The 18,860-nt window shown below is 59.3% G+C and carries 16 protein-coding genes; 8 read left to right on the top strand and 8 right to left on the bottom strand.

Annotated elements, in window-relative coordinates; genetic code table 11:
- The first annotated feature begins 47 nt into the window (after positions 1-47).
- On the top strand, positions 48-878 hold the full coding sequence (locus tag QCE79_RS14945) for a MetQ/NlpA family ABC transporter substrate-binding protein (protein WP_250468261.1): 831 nt from the start codon (positions 48-50) through the stop codon (positions 876-878).
- 168 nt (positions 879-1,046) lie between these two features.
- Here QCE79_RS14945 and QCE79_RS14940 read toward each other — a convergent pair whose 3' ends face one another.
- From QCE79_RS14940 to QCE79_RS14920, 5 genes are all read right to left on the bottom strand, one after another.
- On the bottom strand, positions 1,047-1,439 hold the full coding sequence (locus QCE79_RS14940) for an EAL domain-containing protein (RefSeq protein ID WP_250468260.1): 393 nt from the start codon (positions 1,437-1,439) through the stop codon (positions 1,047-1,049).
- A 121-nt stretch (positions 1,440-1,560) separates the two neighbouring features.
- Positions 1,561-3,207: a PHB depolymerase family esterase gene (locus QCE79_RS14935; RefSeq protein ID WP_309845478.1), complete on the bottom strand. Its 1,647-nt coding sequence runs from the start codon at positions 3,205-3,207 to the stop codon at positions 1,561-1,563.
- 276 nt (positions 3,208-3,483) lie between these two features.
- Positions 3,484-4,230, bottom strand: coding sequence for a dienelactone hydrolase family protein (locus tag QCE79_RS14930; RefSeq protein ID WP_250511215.1), 747 nt, complete (start codon positions 4,228-4,230; stop codon positions 3,484-3,486).
- A 67-nt stretch (positions 4,231-4,297) separates the two neighbouring features.
- Positions 4,298-5,059 (bottom strand): 3-oxoacyl-ACP reductase, encoded by a 762-nt coding sequence (locus QCE79_RS14925; protein WP_250494728.1) that lies wholly within the window; start codon positions 5,057-5,059, stop codon positions 4,298-4,300.
- Between the two features lie 276 nt (positions 5,060-5,335).
- Positions 5,336-6,064 carry a Crp/Fnr family transcriptional regulator gene (locus QCE79_RS14920; RefSeq protein ID WP_309845475.1) on the bottom strand — a complete coding sequence of 243 codons (729 nt, stop codon included), beginning with the start codon at positions 6,062-6,064 and terminating at the stop codon, positions 5,336-5,338.
- 622 nt (positions 6,065-6,686) lie between these two features.
- Between QCE79_RS14920 and QCE79_RS14915 the strand changes: the two genes are divergently transcribed.
- A complete protein-coding gene (locus QCE79_RS14915; RefSeq protein WP_309845473.1) occupies positions 6,687-8,645 on the top strand; it encodes an alkaline phosphatase PhoX in 1,959 nt (652 codons plus the stop codon).
- A 134-nt stretch (positions 8,646-8,779) separates the two neighbouring features.
- Here the strand turns inward: QCE79_RS14915 and QCE79_RS14910 are convergent, their stop codons facing one another.
- Positions 8,780-9,064: a hypothetical protein gene (locus QCE79_RS14910; RefSeq protein WP_309845472.1), complete on the bottom strand. Its 285-nt coding sequence runs from the start codon at positions 9,062-9,064 to the stop codon at positions 8,780-8,782.
- A 277-nt stretch (positions 9,065-9,341) separates the two neighbouring features.
- Here QCE79_RS14910 and QCE79_RS14905 point away from each other — a divergent pair, with 277 nt between their 5' ends.
- Positions 9,342-10,091 carry an alpha/beta fold hydrolase gene (locus tag QCE79_RS14905; RefSeq protein WP_250468255.1) on the top strand — a complete coding sequence of 250 codons (750 nt, stop codon included), beginning with the start codon at positions 9,342-9,344 and terminating at the stop codon, positions 10,089-10,091.
- A 47-nt stretch (positions 10,092-10,138) separates the two neighbouring features.
- Positions 10,139-10,936 carry an SDR family oxidoreductase gene (locus QCE79_RS14900; protein WP_309845470.1) on the top strand — a complete coding sequence of 266 codons (798 nt, stop codon included), beginning with the start codon at positions 10,139-10,141 and terminating at the stop codon, positions 10,934-10,936.
- A 40-nt stretch (positions 10,937-10,976) separates the two neighbouring features.
- Here the strand turns inward: QCE79_RS14900 and QCE79_RS14895 are convergent, their stop codons facing one another.
- On the bottom strand, positions 10,977-12,458 hold the full coding sequence (locus QCE79_RS14895; RefSeq protein ID WP_309845468.1) for an HD domain-containing phosphohydrolase: 1,482 nt from the start codon (positions 12,456-12,458) through the stop codon (positions 10,977-10,979).
- Between the two features lie 154 nt (positions 12,459-12,612).
- On the opposite strand from QCE79_RS14895, the gene QCE79_RS14890 reads away from it, so the two are divergent.
- Positions 12,613-13,200 (top strand): DUF308 domain-containing protein, encoded by a 588-nt coding sequence (locus tag QCE79_RS14890; RefSeq protein WP_309845467.1) that lies wholly within the window; start codon positions 12,613-12,615, stop codon positions 13,198-13,200.
- Between the two features lie 69 nt (positions 13,201-13,269).
- Here the strand turns inward: QCE79_RS14890 and QCE79_RS14885 are convergent, their stop codons facing one another.
- Positions 13,270-15,072: an ABC transporter ATP-binding protein gene (locus QCE79_RS14885; protein WP_309845466.1), complete on the bottom strand. Its 1,803-nt coding sequence runs from the start codon at positions 15,070-15,072 to the stop codon at positions 13,270-13,272.
- A 354-nt stretch (positions 15,073-15,426) separates the two neighbouring features.
- On the opposite strand from QCE79_RS14885, the gene QCE79_RS14880 reads away from it, so the two are divergent.
- The 3 genes from QCE79_RS14880 to QCE79_RS14870 all read left to right on the top strand — a co-directional run bounded on the left by QCE79_RS14880 (position 15,427) and on the right by QCE79_RS14870 (position 18,782).
- Entirely contained in the window at positions 15,427-16,659 is a 1,233-nt protein-coding gene (locus QCE79_RS14880; RefSeq protein ID WP_250468250.1) for an FAD-binding oxidoreductase, read from the top strand.
- Positions 16,660-16,822: 163 nt separating this feature from the next.
- Positions 16,823-18,028 carry a sugar transporter gene (locus tag QCE79_RS14875; protein ID WP_309845462.1) on the top strand — a complete coding sequence of 402 codons (1,206 nt, stop codon included), beginning with the start codon at positions 16,823-16,825 and terminating at the stop codon, positions 18,026-18,028.
- A gap of 253 nt (positions 18,029-18,281) precedes the next feature.
- Positions 18,282-18,782 carry a hypothetical protein gene (locus QCE79_RS14870; RefSeq protein ID WP_309845459.1) on the top strand — a complete coding sequence of 167 codons (501 nt, stop codon included), beginning with the start codon at positions 18,282-18,284 and terminating at the stop codon, positions 18,780-18,782.
- Positions 18,783-18,860: the final 78 nt, after the last annotated feature.

The raw sequence follows: 18,860 nt of genomic DNA, 5'->3' as shown, positions 1-18,860 counted from the left end.
GGGTTGCGTTGATACGATTTCTGCTTTCGTTCAGCCCACTCATTCCCATGATTGCACCGGTAAAACTCAGGCCGTTCCTGCTCGCGCTGACGTTGAGCCAAGCCGTCTTCATCTCGCCCGGCTTCGCCGCGGACAATGCCACGCACACACTGCGAGTAGGCTTCGTGCCCGGCCCTTACGCGGACGAGTTTCGTCAGGGCGTCGAACCGCAACTCTCGAAGAAGGGCTACACCGTGCGCTACGTCGAGTTCAGCACCGGCCTGGAAGCGAACCAGGCGGTGTATCGCGGCGAGATAGCGGCCGACGTGATGCAGCACAGCGTGTATCTGAAGTCCTATAACGACCGCAACGGCACCGATCTCGTCGGCGTGGTGCAAGTGCCCACGCCACCGATGGGCCTCTTCTCCACGAAGCACCATGCGCTTGCCGAGGTCCGGAAAGGCGCTACGGTTGCCGTGCCCAACGATCCCGTCAATCTGGAACGCGCGCTCAAGATCCTTCAGCGTATCGGCTGGATTCGCATCCGTCCGAATCCGAATCCTGTCGATGTAACCGAGCGCGACGTGACCGATAATCCTGCCGGCATCAAGCTCGTGCTGCTCGAATCGGCACAGGCGCCGCGCGCGCTGGAAGACGTGGATTTTGCGGCGATTCAGGGCAACTTCGCGGTATCGAGCGGACACGCCCTGACCACGGCGCTGGCGCTCGAGGAGATGACTTCGCCCTACGTGAATCAGGTCGTGGTGAAAGCCGCGAACCAGCATTCGCAGACCACCGACGATATCGTCGAAGCGTATCGTTCGGATGCGTTCAGGCAAGCCATCGTCGGCAATCACGCGTATGACGGCTTTCGGCTGCCCGACTATTTTCCTCGATGACTTCGAGCGGCGCCCCCTTCACTGCTGTGCGCGACTGCTCGAAGCGAGCAATCGTTTGATCGAAGCAAGCCGACGTCCGTGCGCTGGCGGCATGGATGTCCATGCATCGGCTTGCATCGGAAATGTCGTCGAACGAGAAAAACGGATGAACGTGACCTGCGGATGAGTTCACGCGAAACGCAGATTGTTCTCCTCGACCCAACCCGCGAGCCAGAGTTCGAGCTTGGCCGGCGGCAGCGGGCGGCTCAAATGAAATCCCTGCGCAAGATCGCATTGCAACTCCCGCGGGCGCGTCATCATTTGTTCGCTCTCGACATCTTCCGCCACGACCTTCAGTCCCATGTTGTGCCCGAGATCGATGGTCGAGCGCACGATGGTCTCGTCGTCTTTATGATCCGTGATGCCCATGACGAAGGATCGATCGATCTTGATCTCGTTCCCGGGCATGCGCTTCAGGTACGACAAAGAAGAGTATCCCGTGCCGAAGTCGTCGACAGACAGGCGAATGCCGAGCGCATGCAGACGGTCGAGGGTTTCGATAGCATGGTTCGGGTCGTCCATGCGTTGGACTTCGATCCTGTGGTCAATGCCGCGCACCAAGCAGCAGCCAGCGAGCGGGCACCGACGCGATTGCGGAATAACGGCGCATGAGTATGAAGCGCCGTTTTCCCACATCGATAAATCAGGCAGCCAGATTCACAGGCAAGTCCACGACATGCCAGTACGACGCATATTCTGGCCCTCGCGGCGCACTCGATAACTTTCTGGTGAAGCGTACATAAACCTTCAGCGCAGTGCCCGTGTAAGTGTCCGCGAGAGCGATCCTCAGATAGACCTGCTTGCCATCGAGGACATTCGGCGTCGCAAGCGAGTTATTGACGTTCGGGCCGCCGCCGTTCGTCAAGTTCACCGTGCTCGGTCGGGCAATGGGCGCCGGGCTCGCTTGATTCGTCAAGACGATGCTCGTAACCTGCCCCGCCATCACGGCCCATTCCACGGTCCAGGTCGCGTTGAAGGAGGCGAAGTCGTCCCCGTACGCACCGGTGTAGCCCTGAATGGTCATGCATAGCAATTGGCCGGACTTGAGACCCGCGGTCGCCGTCGTCGCGCTGTCATAGGTGGTCTGCGTTTCGTCGCCGATACGAAAGCGTCCGATCACATAGCCGCCGCTGCTCGTTCCGTTCACCGTGGGAACAGCAAGCCGGGTCTTGATGGTGTCCCAGGTCGGATTGTCCTGTGGCTCGGTCCACGTTGCGTACGGTACGTCGGTAGCCCAAGTTGGCACATCCGGTAATACCGAGCGGCCCGCCCACTGATACGCGGAGAAGGGGCTGACCTCGGTAAGCACGGGGCCATCGAAGCCCACACCCTTCTTCTGCGTGAGGAGCCAGTCCTGCCACGGATAAACACTCGTAACGGGCGTGGCCGGGAAATACTGCGTGCCCGACAGCGCGTGCGTTCCCGTCACCACGTCCAGCTTGATGTTGCGTTTGCCGAGAGCGGACAAGTCGTTGTAGACCCGGTACGCTTCGTTCACTGGAATGTACTGATCCTGCGCCCCGTGCGCGATATAGAGGTTGACGTCCTTTAGCTTGGTCAGGTCTGCTTCGTTGCCCCAGGTCGTATGGACGACCGTTCCTGAATTGATGAAGAGTGCCGCGAACAGATCGGGTTGCAACGATGCCGCTTCGTAGGACCAACCCGCGCCCTGCGAGATGCCTGTTGCGTATATGCGCGTCGAGTCGACATTGCCTACGCGCGTCGAGATGGCCTTCATCAACTCGCCGATGGCGTTCATATAGACCATCTCGGCGTCGTAGTTGACGCATGCTTCCCAAGGCACGGTCACCGTCACGATGTATGACGGATACTTCGCCTGCAAGGCCGCGTTTGCGAAATCCGCCGCGCCGTTGGAGGCATAAAAGTTGGCCGTCATGTTGGCGTCGTTGCCCAACCCGCCCAGCACGGCCACCAGCGGATATGTCGTCGATGCCACCGTTTTTGGCGTGTAAAGCCGCACGTACATCTGGCCGACGCCGTCGTTTGCTGTCCCGACTGCATCCAGCGTTTTGTCGATGGGAAACGTCCACTTGTACCATTCGAAGTCGGTGTAAGTGTCTGGATTCGCGGCTTTGGCCGTTGGATCGAGCGCCAACGTCCCTGAAGAATTGGATGAATCGTCTCCGCCCCCGCCGCACCCGACGAGCAACGCGAGCGGCGCGGCGCCGAGTAATCTGGCAAAGTCTCGCCGACTCATGCCTTCGCGACGCGCATCGCTCGCTTTTACGCCGTGCTTCTGGCTCGCGTCATCGTCCGGTTTCCTGAACATCGTCTCTCTCCTCGTTTGAATGCATGGATCGAACGCATGAGCTAACGTGCCTTCGGTCGATCGCGCCAGCCGTTTTGTTTTTGTAAATGTACTGACTAGTTCGCATGCGGATCAGTAGGAGAACACCTTACGATCGTTTTTTCTCTTTATGGTCTAGTGGGATGCGACGAAGGTAATTAGTGCTGTGACGCGCCGCACCAACGTAACGGCGGATAGGGACTTCGTAAGCGGAGCTTCGCGACGATCGCGCGACGACATGATCATCGCACGAAGATTTCAGACCGGACCTTTGAGCGTTCGATCGAAGAATTCGATCATCGTGGACCATCCGCGCTCGGCGGCCTCTTGGTCGTACACCGGAAAATCCGGCTTCATCCAGCCGTGCGCGGCGCCGGTATAGGTCTCAGCGACATACCGAACGCCGGCCTGCTTCAATGCGTCTTCGAAGCGCTGCGCCATGGATGACGGGTAACTTCCATCGGCGTCGGCCGCTGCGATATAGAGTTCGGCCTTTAGTCGTGGCGCTGAGAGATGCGGGCTGTCAGGGGCATCGGTTGCGAGATTGCCGCCGTGAAAGCTTGCCACCGCCGCGAAGCGATCGGGATATTGGCCAGCGGCGGTGATAGCCATGCCGCCGCCCATGCAAAAACCGACCGCGCCGATACGTTCGGGTTCAACGTCCGTGCGCGTGTCGATGTAGGCAAGCAATGCTTCTGTATCTTCGGCCGCCTTCGCGTTACCCGTGGTGACCATCAGCGGCCCGAGGATCGCTCGCACATCGCCCTTGAATACTTCCACGGGATCGAAAGGCCCATACGAACCGTAGCGATAAAAAAGGTCTGGCAGCAGGACGACATAGCCCGCGTTCGCCAGCCGTTGCGCCATATCTGATACAGCTGGACGTATGCCGCCCGCATCCATGTAGAAGACGATGGCCGGCGAAGGCGTTGCCGTATCGGCGGTGAAAACGTGAACGGGACACATCCCGTCGCGAGTGGAAACGCTCACCTTTTCATAAGCCATGATGTCGTGCCTTGAGTCGAGAGCCGTGCTTGGGAATTGTCGAGAGATCATGTGTGAGCAAGACGCTTCAGTCCTTGACCAAACCGCCATCGACGACGAGGTTCTGTCCCGTCACCGCTCGCGCCCACGGTGAGAGAAAGAACAGCACTGCGTCGGCGAATTCTTCCGGCGTCGTGACACGGCGCAACGGCGTGAATCCGGCGACCATATCGAACACGGCTTCGGGCGTCGCGCTGCTGGCGTCGGTCGTGCGCAAGAGTCCGCCGGACACCATGTTCACCGTGATGCCGTCCGGTCCGAGATCGTTCGATGCAGTTCTCGTCAACGCGAGCAATGCCGCCTTGGCCGCCGTGTAGTCGTGATAAGGCACGACGGGGTTCTGAAAAAGGTTGGTGCCGACATTCACGATACGGCCAAAGCCAGCGGCACGCATTGCAGGCAACGCGGCTTGAATCGTATTGAGCGCGCCCTTGAGGGCGCCTTCGATCTGCTGCTGAAAGCGCGTCCATTCGATATCGCCGATCTTCGGTCGCGCGTCGCCATCGAAGCTGAATTCGGCAAGCGCGTTGTTCACGACGGCATGTATCGGCCGGCCGCTTTTAGCGAGCGCTTCGTCGAACAGACGCGCGACGGATGCCTGATCCGTGATGTCGGCCTGAACCGCCACGACGCGCGGTCCAAGCCGCTCGACCAGCGCGTTCGCTTGCGCTTCGCTACGACGATAGTTGATGACGACACTGGCGCCTTCACGCGCGAGGGCTTCAGTGATCGCCGCGCCCAGTCCGCGCGCGCCGCCGGTGACGAGTACGTTTTGTTCAGACAGCAGCATCGACATCTCCAAGGTTTGTTCTGGAATAGCCGATGCATTATGCAGCATGGGGTTAAGCGGCGCGTAAGTACACACGCGCTTCAGGCGCGCCGCAGCCTTCGTTTAAGGCGCACGCAGTTCCGTCACGAGCAATCTTTGCGTCTAATTTAGCTAGACCATAGCGTGGCTTCGGACAGCGCCTGCGCGGCTATCAGCCTTCGCCAGAGCGCTCGAAAAAATTGCAAGCCACGCGCTTCTTGCCAGCAACCGTCAATGCAGCCACTAAACCCAATTCGCTCAGGCGAGATCGACTTGTCGCGGTCGCAGAATCTTTTCGAATTCTTTTCTTAAGATGCAATAGCAAGCGCACGCCTGCTTCTCCAAACCAGCGCGATCGAGAATTTCAATGCTGCCTCGGCCGTGCCGAATCAAGCCTGCATCGTGAAGTTTGCCCGTCGCCTCGGTGACGCCTTCTCTTCGCACGCCAAGGCTGTCCGCGACGCCTTGTTGGGTGACGCGCAAAACCATTGACGGCGCCCGGTCCGCTTGCGTCAATAACCATCGGCAAAATTGCTGGCGCAGCGAATGATGTCGGTTGCACGCGGCTGTTTGTGCAACCTGGGTCAGCAACGCCTGCGTGTATAGAAGCATTAAACGGCGCAAGAACGCCGAACGGCCAATGAGTTCACGCAACGCATGAGCCTTGATGCGGTACGCAGATCCGGGAAACTGGACCTGAACACGCGTTGGCATGAACTTGCCGCCCGTTAGCACCGGCAAACCTGTCATGCCCTCGCGCCCGACGGCGGCAATCTCGGTCGATGCACCGTCCTCCACCATGTGAAGAAGCGAGATGATCGACGTAGTCGGAAAATAGACATACTGCATTTGTTGGCCGGGATCATACAGGCGTTGTTCGCTACGCAGTTCGATCAACTCCAGATGGCGTGCGATCTCTTTCCACTCCGGCGCGGGAAGCGAACATAGCAAGGCATTACCATGCAGATCCGATGTCAAATTCAGCATGCTCTTCGCTCGTTTAAGCTATTGCATAACCTTAGCATTTTTTCGTTTGCAGGTTGCTTTTAGCCTTAAGCGGTTGTTGGTCTGGCAGCTGTCCTGTCAAGCGAAAGCTATAAGCGCTTAGCGTCTTAGCAGTCGTCTTGTTAAGGCGCCATCAAGGTCTGATCTTAAGCCTTGAACGGCTTTTGTCGAAGTGGTGACAGCCAGCTAAGAAACTGCTTCTTTAGACGTTAAGGCATTAATGGCTGAATTTCGCTCAAGCGTCTTTGAAGATCGCCACCGCTGACTCTTCTTCTTAGAATCGAACGAATCGCTCTGTCGCCAGCCATCGTCGTGAGTCAAAAATCTGGGCACGACTATCTGTTGTTTTAGGCAAAGTCAGCCACCCGACCTCTGCCGCGCGCCGACTGCATCCTTGCTATCTTGCTGCCGATAGTGACTCTCGCATTTTCCACTAATGCTCGCCAACACGTGCATGAGCACAACCCAATTCTTTCTAAATAATTCTATTTTCCTGTCATATACATTTCATCATCCGGCCTTACATTCCTCTTTCGACGCTGCACGCGGGCCGAGTGCCTAAGCAGCCTGATCCCCCGATCATCGATAAAAACAGGAACTCCCCATGTCCGACCGGACGAATCTTTCCCGCCGCCGCACGCTTAAACTTCTTGCGGGGGCGCCGATGTTACCGCTCGGCGGATTCGCCGCCGCCACGACGCTCGCCGGCTGCGGCGGCAGTGATTCCAATGCGGCCCCGGCTGCCACCGCGACGTTCGCAAGCGCGGCATTCACGTCGATGGCCGCACCCACGCTCAACGACCCCGCGTCGATGGCGACGACCACGGTAAAGTCGTCGCTCAACGTCACGTTCGCGGACGGCACCACGCAAGCGTACAAGCTCGCCTATCAACCGTTCTTCGTCACCGGCGACATGGTGCCGAACGGCAGTGGCGGCAACATCCTTGCAGGCGGTTATTACGATATCAACGGCCAGCCGATCGTCGATACCTCGGTGCCGGGCAAGGAGCGTCAGTTCTATTCCGACTGCCCCGACGGCAGTTCGTTGCTCACGCTTGCCAATGCAACGGTGCCGGGCATCAAGGGCAAGACCGTATTCGCCGTGGTGCAGTTCGAATACACCACGCGGGATCAGAGCCTCGCGTCGCAGTACGGCCAGTTACCCTCGCCTATCGCGGTATTGACGCTCGATCAGAACCCGACGACGGGCCACCTCACGCTGGTGAAATATCACAACGTAGACACCTCGAAAGCGAACGGTCTATGGATCACGTGCGGCGCGAGCCTTTCGCCCTGGAATACGCACTTGTCGAGCGAGGAGTACGAGCCGGACGCGTCGAGCATCGCGAAAAACGCGCAGTTCAAGGCCTTCAGCCTAGCGCTATATGGCGACGCGACGCGCGCCAATCCCTACCACTACGGGCACTTGCCGGAAGTCACGGTGAATCCGGACGGGACGGCATCGATCAAAAAGCATTACTGCCTCGGACGCATTTCACACGAATTGATCCAGGTGATGCCGGACCAACGCACTGTCATGATGGGCGACGACGCGACCAACGGCGGCTTGTTCATGTTCATCGCGGACAAAGCGGCGGACCTCTCGTCAGGCACGCTGTACGTCGCCAAGTGGACGCAGACCTCGTCGGCGGGAGCGGGATCGGCGAACCTCTCGTGGATTCGCATCGGCAATGCCACGAGCGCTGAAATCGAAGCACTCGCCGGATCACTCAAGGCAGCCGACATCATGGACATCGCCACCGCGGACCCGGCGGACGCCAGCTACACGAAGATCAATTTCAACGGCACGTTCAACTGGGTCCGCGTCAAGCCGGGCATGGACAAAGCGGCGGCGTATCTGGAAACGCACCGCTATGCGGCGCTTATTGGCGGCAGCATGGGATTCACGAAGCTCGAAGGCACGACGGTCAACGCGAAGGACAAGATCGTGTACACGGCGATGTCCCGAGTCGAGAAATCGATGGTCAAGGGAAACGCGGCCTCGCGCGATGTCGCGGTCGACAAGACCATCGTCGCAGGCGCCGTGTACGCGCTCAATCTCAAGGCCGGTCAGAAAGACGTGACGGGCGCGGCGATAGACAGCGAATGGGTGCCGGTCGACATGGCCGCGCCCGCCGCGCTCGTCGGCGAGGACCTGGCTGCGCCCGACGCGCTCGGCAACCTCGCGAACCCCGACAAGATCGAAAATCCGGACAACCTGAAGTTCTCGGAGAAGCTGCGCACGTTGTTCATCGGCGAAGATTCCAGCACACACGTGAACAACTTCCTTTGGGCCTATAACGTCGATACCCAAACGCTTGCACGCGTGCTTTCGTGCCCGTCGGCTGCGGAATCCACCGGATTGCACGCGGTCGACGAGATCAACGGCTGGAGCTACATCATGAGCAACTTCCAGCATGCGGGCGACTGGGAGAGTCCGCTGCATGACAAGGTCAAGGCGACCGTCGATCCTTTACTGCGCGCGAATTATAAGGATCGATTCGGCGCGACTGTCGGTTATCTCACTGGCGACGCGAGCAGCATCAGGCTGGCGAAAGCTTGAGAAGCGGCATGCCGGCACTTCGCCGCATCTGCGATAGATGAATCGAACTTGAATCTGCAGCCAGGCCCGCAGTGTCGCTCACGACCGTCGGGCCTGACGATAAAAACCGCTACGACGCGTTCGCCTCAAGCAAACTACTTGACGGCACCCGACGACATGTCCGAACTCTGCGGCATGGCTTGCGACGAGGCTTTGTTGCCCGGCTCATAGGTTCGGTTCACATCTCCCGGATCTCTGTTCCACGGACTCGACACTGGCTCGCTGTGGTAGGTCCTTTCGGACGTAGCCGCGCCATGAGCACCACCGCTGCCGCTCCCGCCGTTACCGTTTCCGCCCGCCAGCGCGGGCATGGACACCAGCGCGGAAACGAGTGAAGCCAACACGCACGAAACCTGGACATACGACGCAGTCTTTGCCATTTCGGAACTCCTTAAGGACCACAAGCCTCGACACCCGTGTTCGATTCGTCGGTCTGATTTTGATAGAGCCGCGACGGGTCAAACATGCCGCTGCAAAATCAAATACGTAGAAGCCTGGGTGTTGGATGCAGCATTTCTTTTATTCGTCAGAGTATGCAGTTGCTTTTCCGCCAACGAACAAAGACGATCCACGGGTACAAATCTGGCTAAAGCGCTCACTTGGAGCGCTGATCGAGGAACGAATTCAGCGCTCGGTCCCGACCATCCAGAGAAACTCATGCTCCCTTACAGCAGACAGGGCCAAGGCGACGTCACCTTCGTGCTCATGCATTTTTTAGGCGGCTCACACCGTACTTGGTTTCCTACCTTGCCTTTTCTCGACCATGAACACCTTTGCGTCGCGCTCGATACCCCCGGCTTCGGCGATGCCGCGCATATCGAAGGCTACAGCGTGAGCGAGATGGCCGATCACATCGACGCTACCATCCGTGCATTGCAACTCGAACGTTGCGTGCTCGTCGGTCATTCGATGACGGGCAAAGTCGCGGTTGTGCTCGCGGCCCGCAAGCCGGACTATCTGGCAGGCTTGATCCTCGTCGCGCCCTCGCCTCCCGGACCGCAACCCATGAGCGAGCAGGACCGGGAACAGCAACGAGCGTATGGCAAGACTCGGCCGGAAGCGGAAGCGTTCGTGGATGAATCGAGCGCACACCGCTTGCCGGATGATGTTCGCGAAGTCGCAATCCACGATGCCCAACGCGTCGATCTCGTTGCCTGGCGCGCATGGGTGGATGGCGGCAGCAAGGAGGATTGGAGCGATCGCATCGGTACGCTCGATTATCCGGCGTTGCTCGTTTGCGGCGCGGACGATAAGCAAGTGCCCGGTCCGGACGAGCAACGCATGACAACATTGAAGCATTTTCCGAATGGCAACGTGAGCGTGATCGATGGCGCAGGCCACCTCATGCCCTTGCAGACGCCGCGGATCTTGGCACAGGAGATGCTGAATTTTGCAGAGACGCTTTAGCCACGACGACTTGCGTGGTTGCGGAATCAATCAACTAAGGGGAATCCATGGACTTGGGAATCAGGGGGCGCGTGGCGCTCATCACCGGCGCGAGCGGCGGCATTGGTCTCGCGGTTGCAAAACAATTGAGTGAGGAAGGCGTGCATCTGGTGCTGTCTGACGTGGATCAGCAAAAGCTCGAAAAGGAAGCCGGCGTGCTCGCGCAATCCAGCTTGTTGATTGCGGCCGATATGACCAGGCAACAAGAGGTAGACGATCTCGTCAAGCGAGGCACGGAACGGTTCGGGCAGATCGACATCGTGGTTCATACGGCTGGCGTTACCGGCGCAAAAGGCGATCCGCTCGCACTGGCGGATGCAGACTACGAGGAAGCTTGGGCGACCGACTTTTTTTCGGCTGTACGTGTGGCTCGTGCGGCCATTCCGCCCATGCGTGCGAAAGGCTGGGGGCGCTTCGTTTGCATCACGTCCGAGAACGCGGTGCAGCCTTACTGGGAAGAGGCGGTGTACAACGTTGCCAAGGCCGCGCTTGCTGCATTCATCAAAAATCTGTCCTACAAAGAGGCTGCACAAGGCGTGCTGTGCAATACCGTCTCGCCTGCATTCATCGAAACCGGCATGACGAACGGCATGATGGAAAAACGCGCCAAGCAAATGGGCGTGTCCTTCGACGAGGCGGTCAAGAGTTTTCTCGACGAGGAACGGCCGGGAATCGTTCAAAAGAGACGGGGTCAGCCCGAGGAAGTCGCAGCGGCCATCGCTTTGCTGGTTTCGGATCGTGCGTCGTTCATCAACGGCAGCAACGTTCGGGTGGATGGCGGCTCGGTTCAGGCAATCCAGAACTGATTTCGATTCGAAGCGCGCACGCTCGCCAGACATGCGCGCTTCAAAGCCAGCCCATTGCCGATGCCTTGAGCGTTGCCGCCGCGCGTGTCGAGCATTCGAGTTTGCGAAAAATATTCTCTACGTGTGTGCGCACCGTGCTTGGACTCAAGACGAGTTCGCGTGCGGCTTCCTTGTTACTCGCGCCGCGTGAGATCGCTTTCAAGACGTCGATCTCTCGCACGGAGAGCAGCTCACGCGACGGAGCATCGCTTACCTGACGTCTTACGGGAGCATCGGCGTCGGTGAGCAGCGCATCGACCGCATTGGCATCGAAGCGGCCTTTAGCGACTTCGTCGAGCATTCTCTGTGCGGCCTCATTGGGTGAAAGCGCCGCTCGCCACGGACGCAGGGAACGAAGCGCCACCCACGCAACAGACGCGGCCAGCACGCGCGCTTCCAACCCAAGCGCCTGATCGCGCACGCCGCGAAAATAGCCCGAGCCGTCGAGGCGTTCATAGGCATACGATGCGACCTCCGCCGCTTCACCTATCGCGCCCGCCAGACGTCCCGCACGCGACGTCCAGTACGGCACCAGACGCACCTTTTCCCACGCGCTTTCGCTCAAACGCTCCGGTTGATTCCACACCGCGTTAGGCACCGACGCGCGGCCAATGCCGTGGATCAACCCGGCGTGATAGACCCGGGCGCGCGCTTCATCGCTCGAGGTGAGCCGGGCGCACGCCGCCAGTGCCGTCGATGCAACCGCGCGCGAGAAGCCCGTCATCCACGGAAGTTTGAGGTCGATGACGTCTGCAATCAACTCCGGCGAAGTGGTCTGCCGCATGTGCGCGGTTGAAAGAACCGCATCGACTTCGGCGGGCGTCAAGCAATTTAACTCCTTCAGCCAGTGCACCGCATGGCGCTTCGCATATCCTACAAGCACTGCCGGATAGCGCATGTCAGCGCGCTTCGCGATTTTAGCGAGCGCCCCGTCCACGCCATACACGCGGCTGTAGATTTCCAGATCGCCCGCTAGCGAGACGATGGACACAGGCACGGGAACCGCTTCGTGCGTGAGATGCGAAGGCAAGCCGCGACCGTCCCACGTCTCGAAGATGTGCCGCAACGCCGTTTCGGTCGCGCGCGCGAGTCCGAGCATGCGCGCCACTTCTCCCGCGACCTCGCAATGGGTCACGGCAAGCGGCGTGAGCGCCGCGCCAGCGTCGCCGAGCGCTTCGAGCGGTTCCGCCCAATCCGGATGATCCTCGAGCATGGCCTGGCGAAACGCTACATCGTCACCGAAAACCTGCGCGAAGCCCGACGCATTTGCCGTGCAACCGGACCAGCGCAGCAACGCCGCCTCGCGCACTACGTCGGCATTCGCGATCGCGAGACCGGCCGCACTCGCCAGACGCGAGGCGAGCCACGCCGTACGAGGCGAGTGGTCGGTTGGCTGCCCCATGCTCAAGTCACCGATGAAGGCGAGCGCCTTCACACAATCGAACACGAGCAAGGGAGACTGGCCGGCTTCCTGATCAGTCATGGGATGACCACGGGAGTTTTGCACGGAAATGCGCCCACTATACGCGACATCAATTTCCCATAGCCTCGGTCATTTGACCGATGCACAGTGCACGCGCGAGGTGCAAAGATCTCGGTCATCGTGAAGCGCCAACCAGTCATTGCAAGGAGTCACCATGTCCGACTACTCACTGCCAGAAAAAACGCTCGCCAACGCAGAGCGCTGGCTCAAGAACTACTATTTCACCCGCGCGGCGGTTTCGATCGTATGGGTGGCGCTGGCCTTCGTGGTCGGATTGCACTCCGTGGCCGGCGCGGCGTTTTTGCTGGTCATCTACCCGGCATGGGATGCGCTCGCGAACTATATCGACATGTCGCGAAGCGGCGGGAAGACCGGCAATCGCACGCAGGCGATCAACGTTGCGATCAGCGCGGCCACGACCGCCGCCGTGATCATTGCGCTCAAAACGAATACGGCATGGGTCCTCGGCGTCGTCGGCGTCTGGGCCATCTTGTCCGGGCTTCTTCAACTCGCCACCGCGTTACGTCGATGGAAGCGCTTCGGCGCGCAATGGGCCATGGTCCTTAGCGGCGCGCAATCGGCACTTGCAGGATGCTTCTTTCTGGCGCTTACACCCGCACCTCTTACGCTTGCAATTTCGAAGATAGCCGGTTACGCGGGCGTCGGTGCGGCCTACTTCCTTATCTCGGCCTTGTGGTTATCGGCTGCGCAATATCGGCGCCATCGCGCGAGCACGGTCTGAGCAATCGAGCGCGCCGAGATGGGTTGCAGCGAAGAACGCCCGTACAACGACCGCGATGTATGGGCACCTTTATTTGTACCCCTGCGCCTGTAGGCCGAACAGGTGCGCATAACGTCCATTCAGCGCGAGTAGTTGTCGATGGCTTCCGCCTTCCAGTATCCGCCCCTGGTCCAGCACGATGATTTGGTCGGCTCCTCGCACGCTCGAAAAACGATGTGAAATCAGAATGGACATCCGCTGCCCTGACTGCGCCTGAAACTGCTCGAACACCCCAGCCTCGGCTTCGGGGTCGAGGGCGGCGGTCGGCTCGTCGAGAATCAGGATATCCGCGCTTTCCCGCATATAGGCCCTTGACAGTGCAATCTTCTGCCACTGCCCGCCCGAGAGTTCTCGACCACCCGCAAACCAGCGTCCGAGTTGAGTCTCGTATCCGTTCTCCATCTGCTCGATGAACGCGGCAGCCATGCCCTTCTGTGCCGCTTCGCTCCATCGGGTCCTGTCCGAGAAGGCTTCGATATCGCCGACGCCCAAGTTCTCGCCAGCCTTGAACTGGTATCGAATGAAGTCCTGGAAAATGACACCGATCCGGCGGCGCAGTGTGTATTCGTCCCACTCCTGGAGGTCCGAACCATCGAGAAAAATACGACCGGCGGACGGCGTGTAAAGGCGCGTGAGAAGCTTGATGAGCGTGGTCTTGCCCGAGCCGTTCTCGCCTACCAAAGCAAGTGTCTGTCCGGGCTTCAAATCGAAGCTGATGTCGGTCAGTGCCGGGCGCTCGGCACCCGGATAAGCGAACGACACACGCTCGAACTGCAGACCTTGTCCCGGATGCGTTCCTTGAGTCAGATGACCGGAGCTCACGTTTTCGGGCTGCGCGAGGAACTCGAACAAGTCGCTCAGGTAGAGACCATCCTCGTAGAGCCCGCCAATCGAGGACAGGCTGCTGCTCACCGCACTCTGACCTTGCCTGAACAGCACGAGGTACATCGTCATCTGCCCCAGCGAGATGGCTCCGCTCACCGTCTCAAGGACAATCCATCCATAAGCCGCATAGAACGCGATGGTGCCGACCACGCCGAGCAGAAAACCCCAACCGTCTCGTCGCAACGTGAGTGCGCGGTCTTCGGCATAGAGCTTCTCGAAGGTGTCGCGATAGCGCTGCAGAAGAAGCGGGGCAAAGCCAAACAGCTTGACTTCCTTGATGTTCGCTTCACTCGAGAGCAGAGACTCGATGTAATTCTGCTGTCTGCTTTCGGGCGTCCTTCGCCCAAAGAGCCGGAAGGCGCTACCCGAGAATCGCGCTTCGGAAATAAAGCTCGGAATGGCACCGACGACCAGAATGACAAGCGCCCATGGCGAAAACCTCACGAGCAACACCGCGAAAGTCGTGACGGAGATAAGGTTTTGTACCAGACCGAGCGACTTCATCACGAGCGACAACGGCCGTGAAGACGCGTCTCGCCGTACTCTTACAAGGCGGTCGTAGAACTCTGAATCCTCGAATTGAACGAGACTCAATTTTTGAGCCTTCTCCAATATAAGCAGGTTGACCTTCTGCCCGAGTTGCGCGCGGAGTAGCGCCTGCAGCAAGGACAACGACCGCTGACTCGCCGCAAGCGCGATGAGCACCAATGCTTCGAGGAGGAGATAGCGAACGACCGGCCAATGTAAGCGATGCGCTGGTTCATGAGAGGCCGTGACGACCGCGTCGACGATACGCTGCCCAATGACCGCGGCCGCCGCGGGAAGCACGCCGGCAACGATGGTCGCGACGAGAAGCCCACTGAGAAATAGCGGTGACGTGCTCCAGACGAGCATGAACGCTTGCGTAGCTCGCTTGAGAAACTCGCCGACCTGACGCAGCATTTTCATGGTTCTGCTAGGCGACATTGGAATGAGAGATGATCCGGAATATGCAGTGGACGCCTGGTCGCACGTGGCGAGCCTGCCAACGTAGACGGTCCCGTTGTCCGCGAGACGAGCTTACCTCACAACGAATGGCAAGACTGCATGAACAAACTTGCGAGGACCGTATGAGCAGTCGGTAAGAAAACACGCTTCTCCGGGGGGTTCCCACCAACGGCATCCGCTGCTTCGCTTCCGGACGTGCAGAAATCTGGAGCTGCAATTTCTGGGAGCCTTGGAAATAGAATACAGTCCGGCAGTTCAGCACGCGGTTATGGCCGGCGTCCGGACGGCAAGATGGATTGACCACAAGGAAGACGCATGGACTTCGATGCAGTCGTATTGGGCGGGGGTATTGTCGGAACGTCGATAGCGATTCATTTGCAGCGCCGTGGACTCGCCGTTGCACTGATCGATCGCAAGCCTCCAGGCAATGAAACCTCACTCGGCAATGCAGGGATAATTCAGCGCGAGGGCGTTTATCCCTATGCTTTTCCTCGTGACCTCGCCAAGATTGCCAGGTATGCGAGCAATCGCGCCACGGATGTTCGATTTCATGCGGCAGCAATGCCTAAGCTAGTGCCGTTTCTTTACCGTTATTGGTATCATTCGCGCGCCGACCGTCACGCAAAGATTGCGAAGGCTTACTCGACCCTCATCGAGCACAGCGTCTCGGAACATCGCGAGTTGATCGAAGCGGCCGGAGCGCAATCTTTAGTGCGAACGCAAGGCTGGATAAACGCTTTCCGAACTTCAAAAGCGTTCGAAGCGGCCATGGCGGAGGCGTCGCATTGGCAGGACGCCTATGGCATCCCGTTCGACGTTCTCGCCGATGGCGCTTTACAGGCAGCGGAACCCTCTCTTGGTCCCGCGCTCAGATATGCAATCCGGTACTCGTCGGCGGAGTCCGTGAGCGATCCATCAGGGCTCGTCGGCGCTTACGCAAACTTATTCGAAAAGCTCGGCGGCACGTTCTTCATTGGCGACGCGTCGACACTCGAGTCCGGGTGGCGGGTCACCACCGAGTCGGGTGTGGTCACCGCGGACCAGGTCGTCGTTGCCTTGGGACCGTGGGCCAATGACGTCACGACGAAGCTGGGTTACGCGTTGCCGCTCGAAGTAAAGCGCGGCTACCACATGCACTATGCGGCGAAGGCTGGAGCAACGTTGAATCAGCCCGTTCTCGATGCGGAAATCGGTTACGTCATCACGCCGATGGTTCGTGGCATCAGATTGACGACCGGCGTCGAGCTAGGCTTTCGTGACTCACCGAAAACGCCTGTGCAACTCGAGGCCGTGGAGCCCTTCGCCCGTCAGACGTTTCCAATCGGCGAACGTCTCGACGAGGTGCCCTGGCTCGGACGCCGGCCTTGCACGCCCGACATGATGCCTGTCATCGGCCGCGCACCGAATCATGAGAAGCTTTGGTTCGCCTTCGGGCACGCTCATCACGGGTTGACACTCGGCCCCGTTACCGGACGGCTCATCGCCGAGTTGATGACGGGCGAAGATCCGTTCGTGGACCCGCATCCGTTCCGGGCGGAGCGGTTTTAGGCCGCTTAGCGTTTGCAAGGCAAGTGCAGCAACGCGAGCACATCGAGGGAACATTCCCGCATGGCACGGCACGTCGTGTCATACCGCGAGCAACGGTGTTGTTATGATTGCGTCGTCGCGAGGCAACGTTACGCGACGACGCCCCTCGTCCTCGAGTTCCCTGATGCTCACGCACCATCTATCGTTTTTCAAGCGCCCTTGGTGGGGTGTCATGGCGCTGACTTTCGCGGCGTTCATCTTCAATACCACCGAATTCGTGCCCGTCGGTTTGCTTACCGCAATTGGTAACAGCCTCGACATGCGTCCGACCGACGTCGGCGTGGTGATGACCATTTACGCATGGACGGTGTCCGTCGCGTCATTACCGTTGACCTTGTTCGTCCGCGAAGTAGAACGCCGCACCCTGCTAATGCGCGTCTTTATCGTGTTCATACTCAGTCATATCGTGACTGGAGTCGCGCCGAACTTCGAGATATTCGTACTGGGTAGAATCGGCATTGCGTTTGCGCATGCCGTCTTTTGGTCGATCTCCATCCCGCTCGTCGTGCGCCTGGTTCCACCGGACGGAGAGCGCCGTGCACTCGCGATGATATCGATCGGAACATCGGTCGCCATGGTGGCCGGTGTCCCCATCGGACGAGCGATAGGCGATACCTTCGGATGGCGCGCGACCTTCCAGATCATCGCAGGCGCAGCGGTGCTCGGCATGGGCGCGTTATGGTTGACGTTGCCAAAACTCGATAGCCAGGGTTCAGGTTCGTTGAACAGTCTGCCAAAGCTCCTCAAGACACCCGTGCTTGTCGCGCTCTTTGCTGTGACGGTTCTTACGGTCTGCGCGCACTTCACTTCCTACACTTATCTCGAACCGTTTGCTCGCGCCGTGACAGGCGCGAGCAATATCGAAGTGACATTTCTGCTGGTGCTGTTCGGTGCCGCGGGCGTTCCGGCCGCGGTCTGCTTCAGCCGCTTTTACGCCAACCGCCCGCGCCGGTTCCTGTTGTGGACCTTGTGTGCCCTTGCCGCATGCTTGCTGTTGCTTTGGCCTTGCGGACAGTACGTCGGCACGCTGTCGATGCTCTTGCTGTTCTGGGGCGTGGCGATCATCTGCTTCGGGCTTGCCATGCAGGCACACGTGCTGCGACTGGCTCCGGATGCGGCGGACATAGCCATCTCGATGTTTTCCGCTCTGTACAATATAGGCATCGGAGCCGGCGCGCTGGTCGGAAAGTTCGTCGCTCGCGATGTCGGGCTAGCCTGGATCGGAATGTTCGGCGCAGCGGTCGCCGTGCTTGGCGCGGTAGTGTGTTGGCTCGCGTTCATGGCGGCACGTCGTGGCACGCGGCGCGCTGCGCCCTTGTTGACTCACTAGCGAGCCGCGTGGTCGGGCGTGGTTGGTCGGATGTCACCCGACCCGTGTCGACTTTCGTGAACCGCACGTCTTGCAAGAGCATCGAATACTCGAGGCCGGTGAGTGTTCCTTGGACAAAGAAATCGAATAGGCGCGCTCCCGCGCGTGCATCTGAGTAACTGGCTTCGATCGTCGTTCTTGCGCGCCTGCGTCGCACGAATCGTCGGGACGAAACAGCATTGGAAGTCGCAAACAAAGAGGCTATTAGCAGCACATGGATATCTTTTATCACGCGCCAAGTTTCGAGCAGAACGTCAAGAACGGGCTGGTTGGTTCGATTGGCTCCAGCAGCGCCAAACTGGTCACGCTCTCCCAGCGGCTGCCCAAGCGGATCTGGGTCTTCAAGACGCCGAGAGGTTTGAAGGGCTCTATTCAGTTGCTCGCGTCACTGCTCGTTTGCGATGAACCCAGCGTCGCCGTGCAATCCGACCAACCGCACATGGTCTTCTACGACGTGTTTTCGCCTGAATCCGTGATTTTTACGGAGTCAGGGACGCCCGAGCGCATCGAAGAAGTCTCGGGGTACTTCCAATACCGGTGGCATGCCGCCTTTAGCGCCAGTTTTAGAGGCGACGTGGGACTGCAGGCCATGGAAGCCGATGTCGTGCGAGGGCTAGAGGCACTGGTTTCCGGTTGGGAAAAAGTACAGATGCTCGAACGTGTGAAGAACGTCGATAGCGTTCGGCCTATCAATCCCTTCGCGCCGCCGCGCTGAACAGTCGGAAGCCAGCCGTTACGCTTGGTGTAACCGAATACGCCGTGCGACAAAGCACACGGCACATCCGTGATGGTG

The organism is Caballeronia sp. LZ003 (assembly GCF_031451465.1).
GTDB lineage: Bacteria > Pseudomonadota > Gammaproteobacteria > Burkholderiales > Burkholderiaceae > Caballeronia.
This window is presented reverse-complemented; position numbering and strand designations above follow the sequence as displayed.

What these genes read in the sequence shown, in the direction of transcription:
- QCE79_RS14945 (WP_250468261.1), top strand. Translation starts at nt 48, where the DNA reads ATGATTGCACCGGTAAAACTCAGGCCGTTCCTGCTCGCGCTGACGTTG.
- QCE79_RS14940 (WP_250468260.1), bottom strand. Translation starts at nt 1,439, where the DNA reads ATGGACGACCCGAACCATGCTATCGAAACCCTCGACCGTCTGCATGCG.
- QCE79_RS14935 (WP_309845478.1), bottom strand. Translation starts at nt 3,207, where the DNA reads ATGTTCAGGAAACCGGACGATGACGCGAGCCAGAAGCACGGCGTAAAA.
- QCE79_RS14930 (WP_250511215.1), bottom strand. Translation starts at nt 4,230, where the DNA reads ATGGCTTATGAAAAGGTGAGCGTTTCCACTCGCGACGGGATGTGTCCC.
- QCE79_RS14925 (WP_250494728.1), bottom strand. Translation starts at nt 5,059, where the DNA reads ATGCTGCTGTCTGAACAAAACGTACTCGTCACCGGCGGCGCGCGCGGA.
- QCE79_RS14920 (WP_309845475.1), bottom strand. Translation starts at nt 6,064, where the DNA reads ATGCTGAATTTGACATCGGATCTGCATGGTAATGCCTTGCTATGTTCG.
- QCE79_RS14915 (WP_309845473.1), top strand. Translation starts at nt 6,687, where the DNA reads ATGTCCGACCGGACGAATCTTTCCCGCCGCCGCACGCTTAAACTTCTT.
- QCE79_RS14910 (WP_309845472.1), bottom strand. Translation starts at nt 9,064, where the DNA reads ATGGCAAAGACTGCGTCGTATGTCCAGGTTTCGTGCGTGTTGGCTTCA.
- QCE79_RS14905 (WP_250468255.1), top strand. Translation starts at nt 9,342, where the DNA reads ATGCTCCCTTACAGCAGACAGGGCCAAGGCGACGTCACCTTCGTGCTC.
- QCE79_RS14900 (WP_309845470.1), top strand. Translation starts at nt 10,139, where the DNA reads ATGGACTTGGGAATCAGGGGGCGCGTGGCGCTCATCACCGGCGCGAGC.
- QCE79_RS14895 (WP_309845468.1), bottom strand. Translation starts at nt 12,458, where the DNA reads ATGACTGATCAGGAAGCCGGCCAGTCTCCCTTGCTCGTGTTCGATTGT.
- QCE79_RS14890 (WP_309845467.1), top strand. Translation starts at nt 12,613, where the DNA reads ATGTCCGACTACTCACTGCCAGAAAAAACGCTCGCCAACGCAGAGCGC.
- QCE79_RS14885 (WP_309845466.1), bottom strand. Translation starts at nt 15,072, where the DNA reads ATGAAAATGCTGCGTCAGGTCGGCGAGTTTCTCAAGCGAGCTACGCAA.
- QCE79_RS14880 (WP_250468250.1), top strand. Translation starts at nt 15,427, where the DNA reads ATGGACTTCGATGCAGTCGTATTGGGCGGGGGTATTGTCGGAACGTCG.
- QCE79_RS14875 (WP_309845462.1), top strand. Translation starts at nt 16,823, where the DNA reads ATGCTCACGCACCATCTATCGTTTTTCAAGCGCCCTTGGTGGGGTGTC.
- QCE79_RS14870 (WP_309845459.1), top strand. Translation starts at nt 18,282, where the DNA reads ATGGATATCTTTTATCACGCGCCAAGTTTCGAGCAGAACGTCAAGAAC.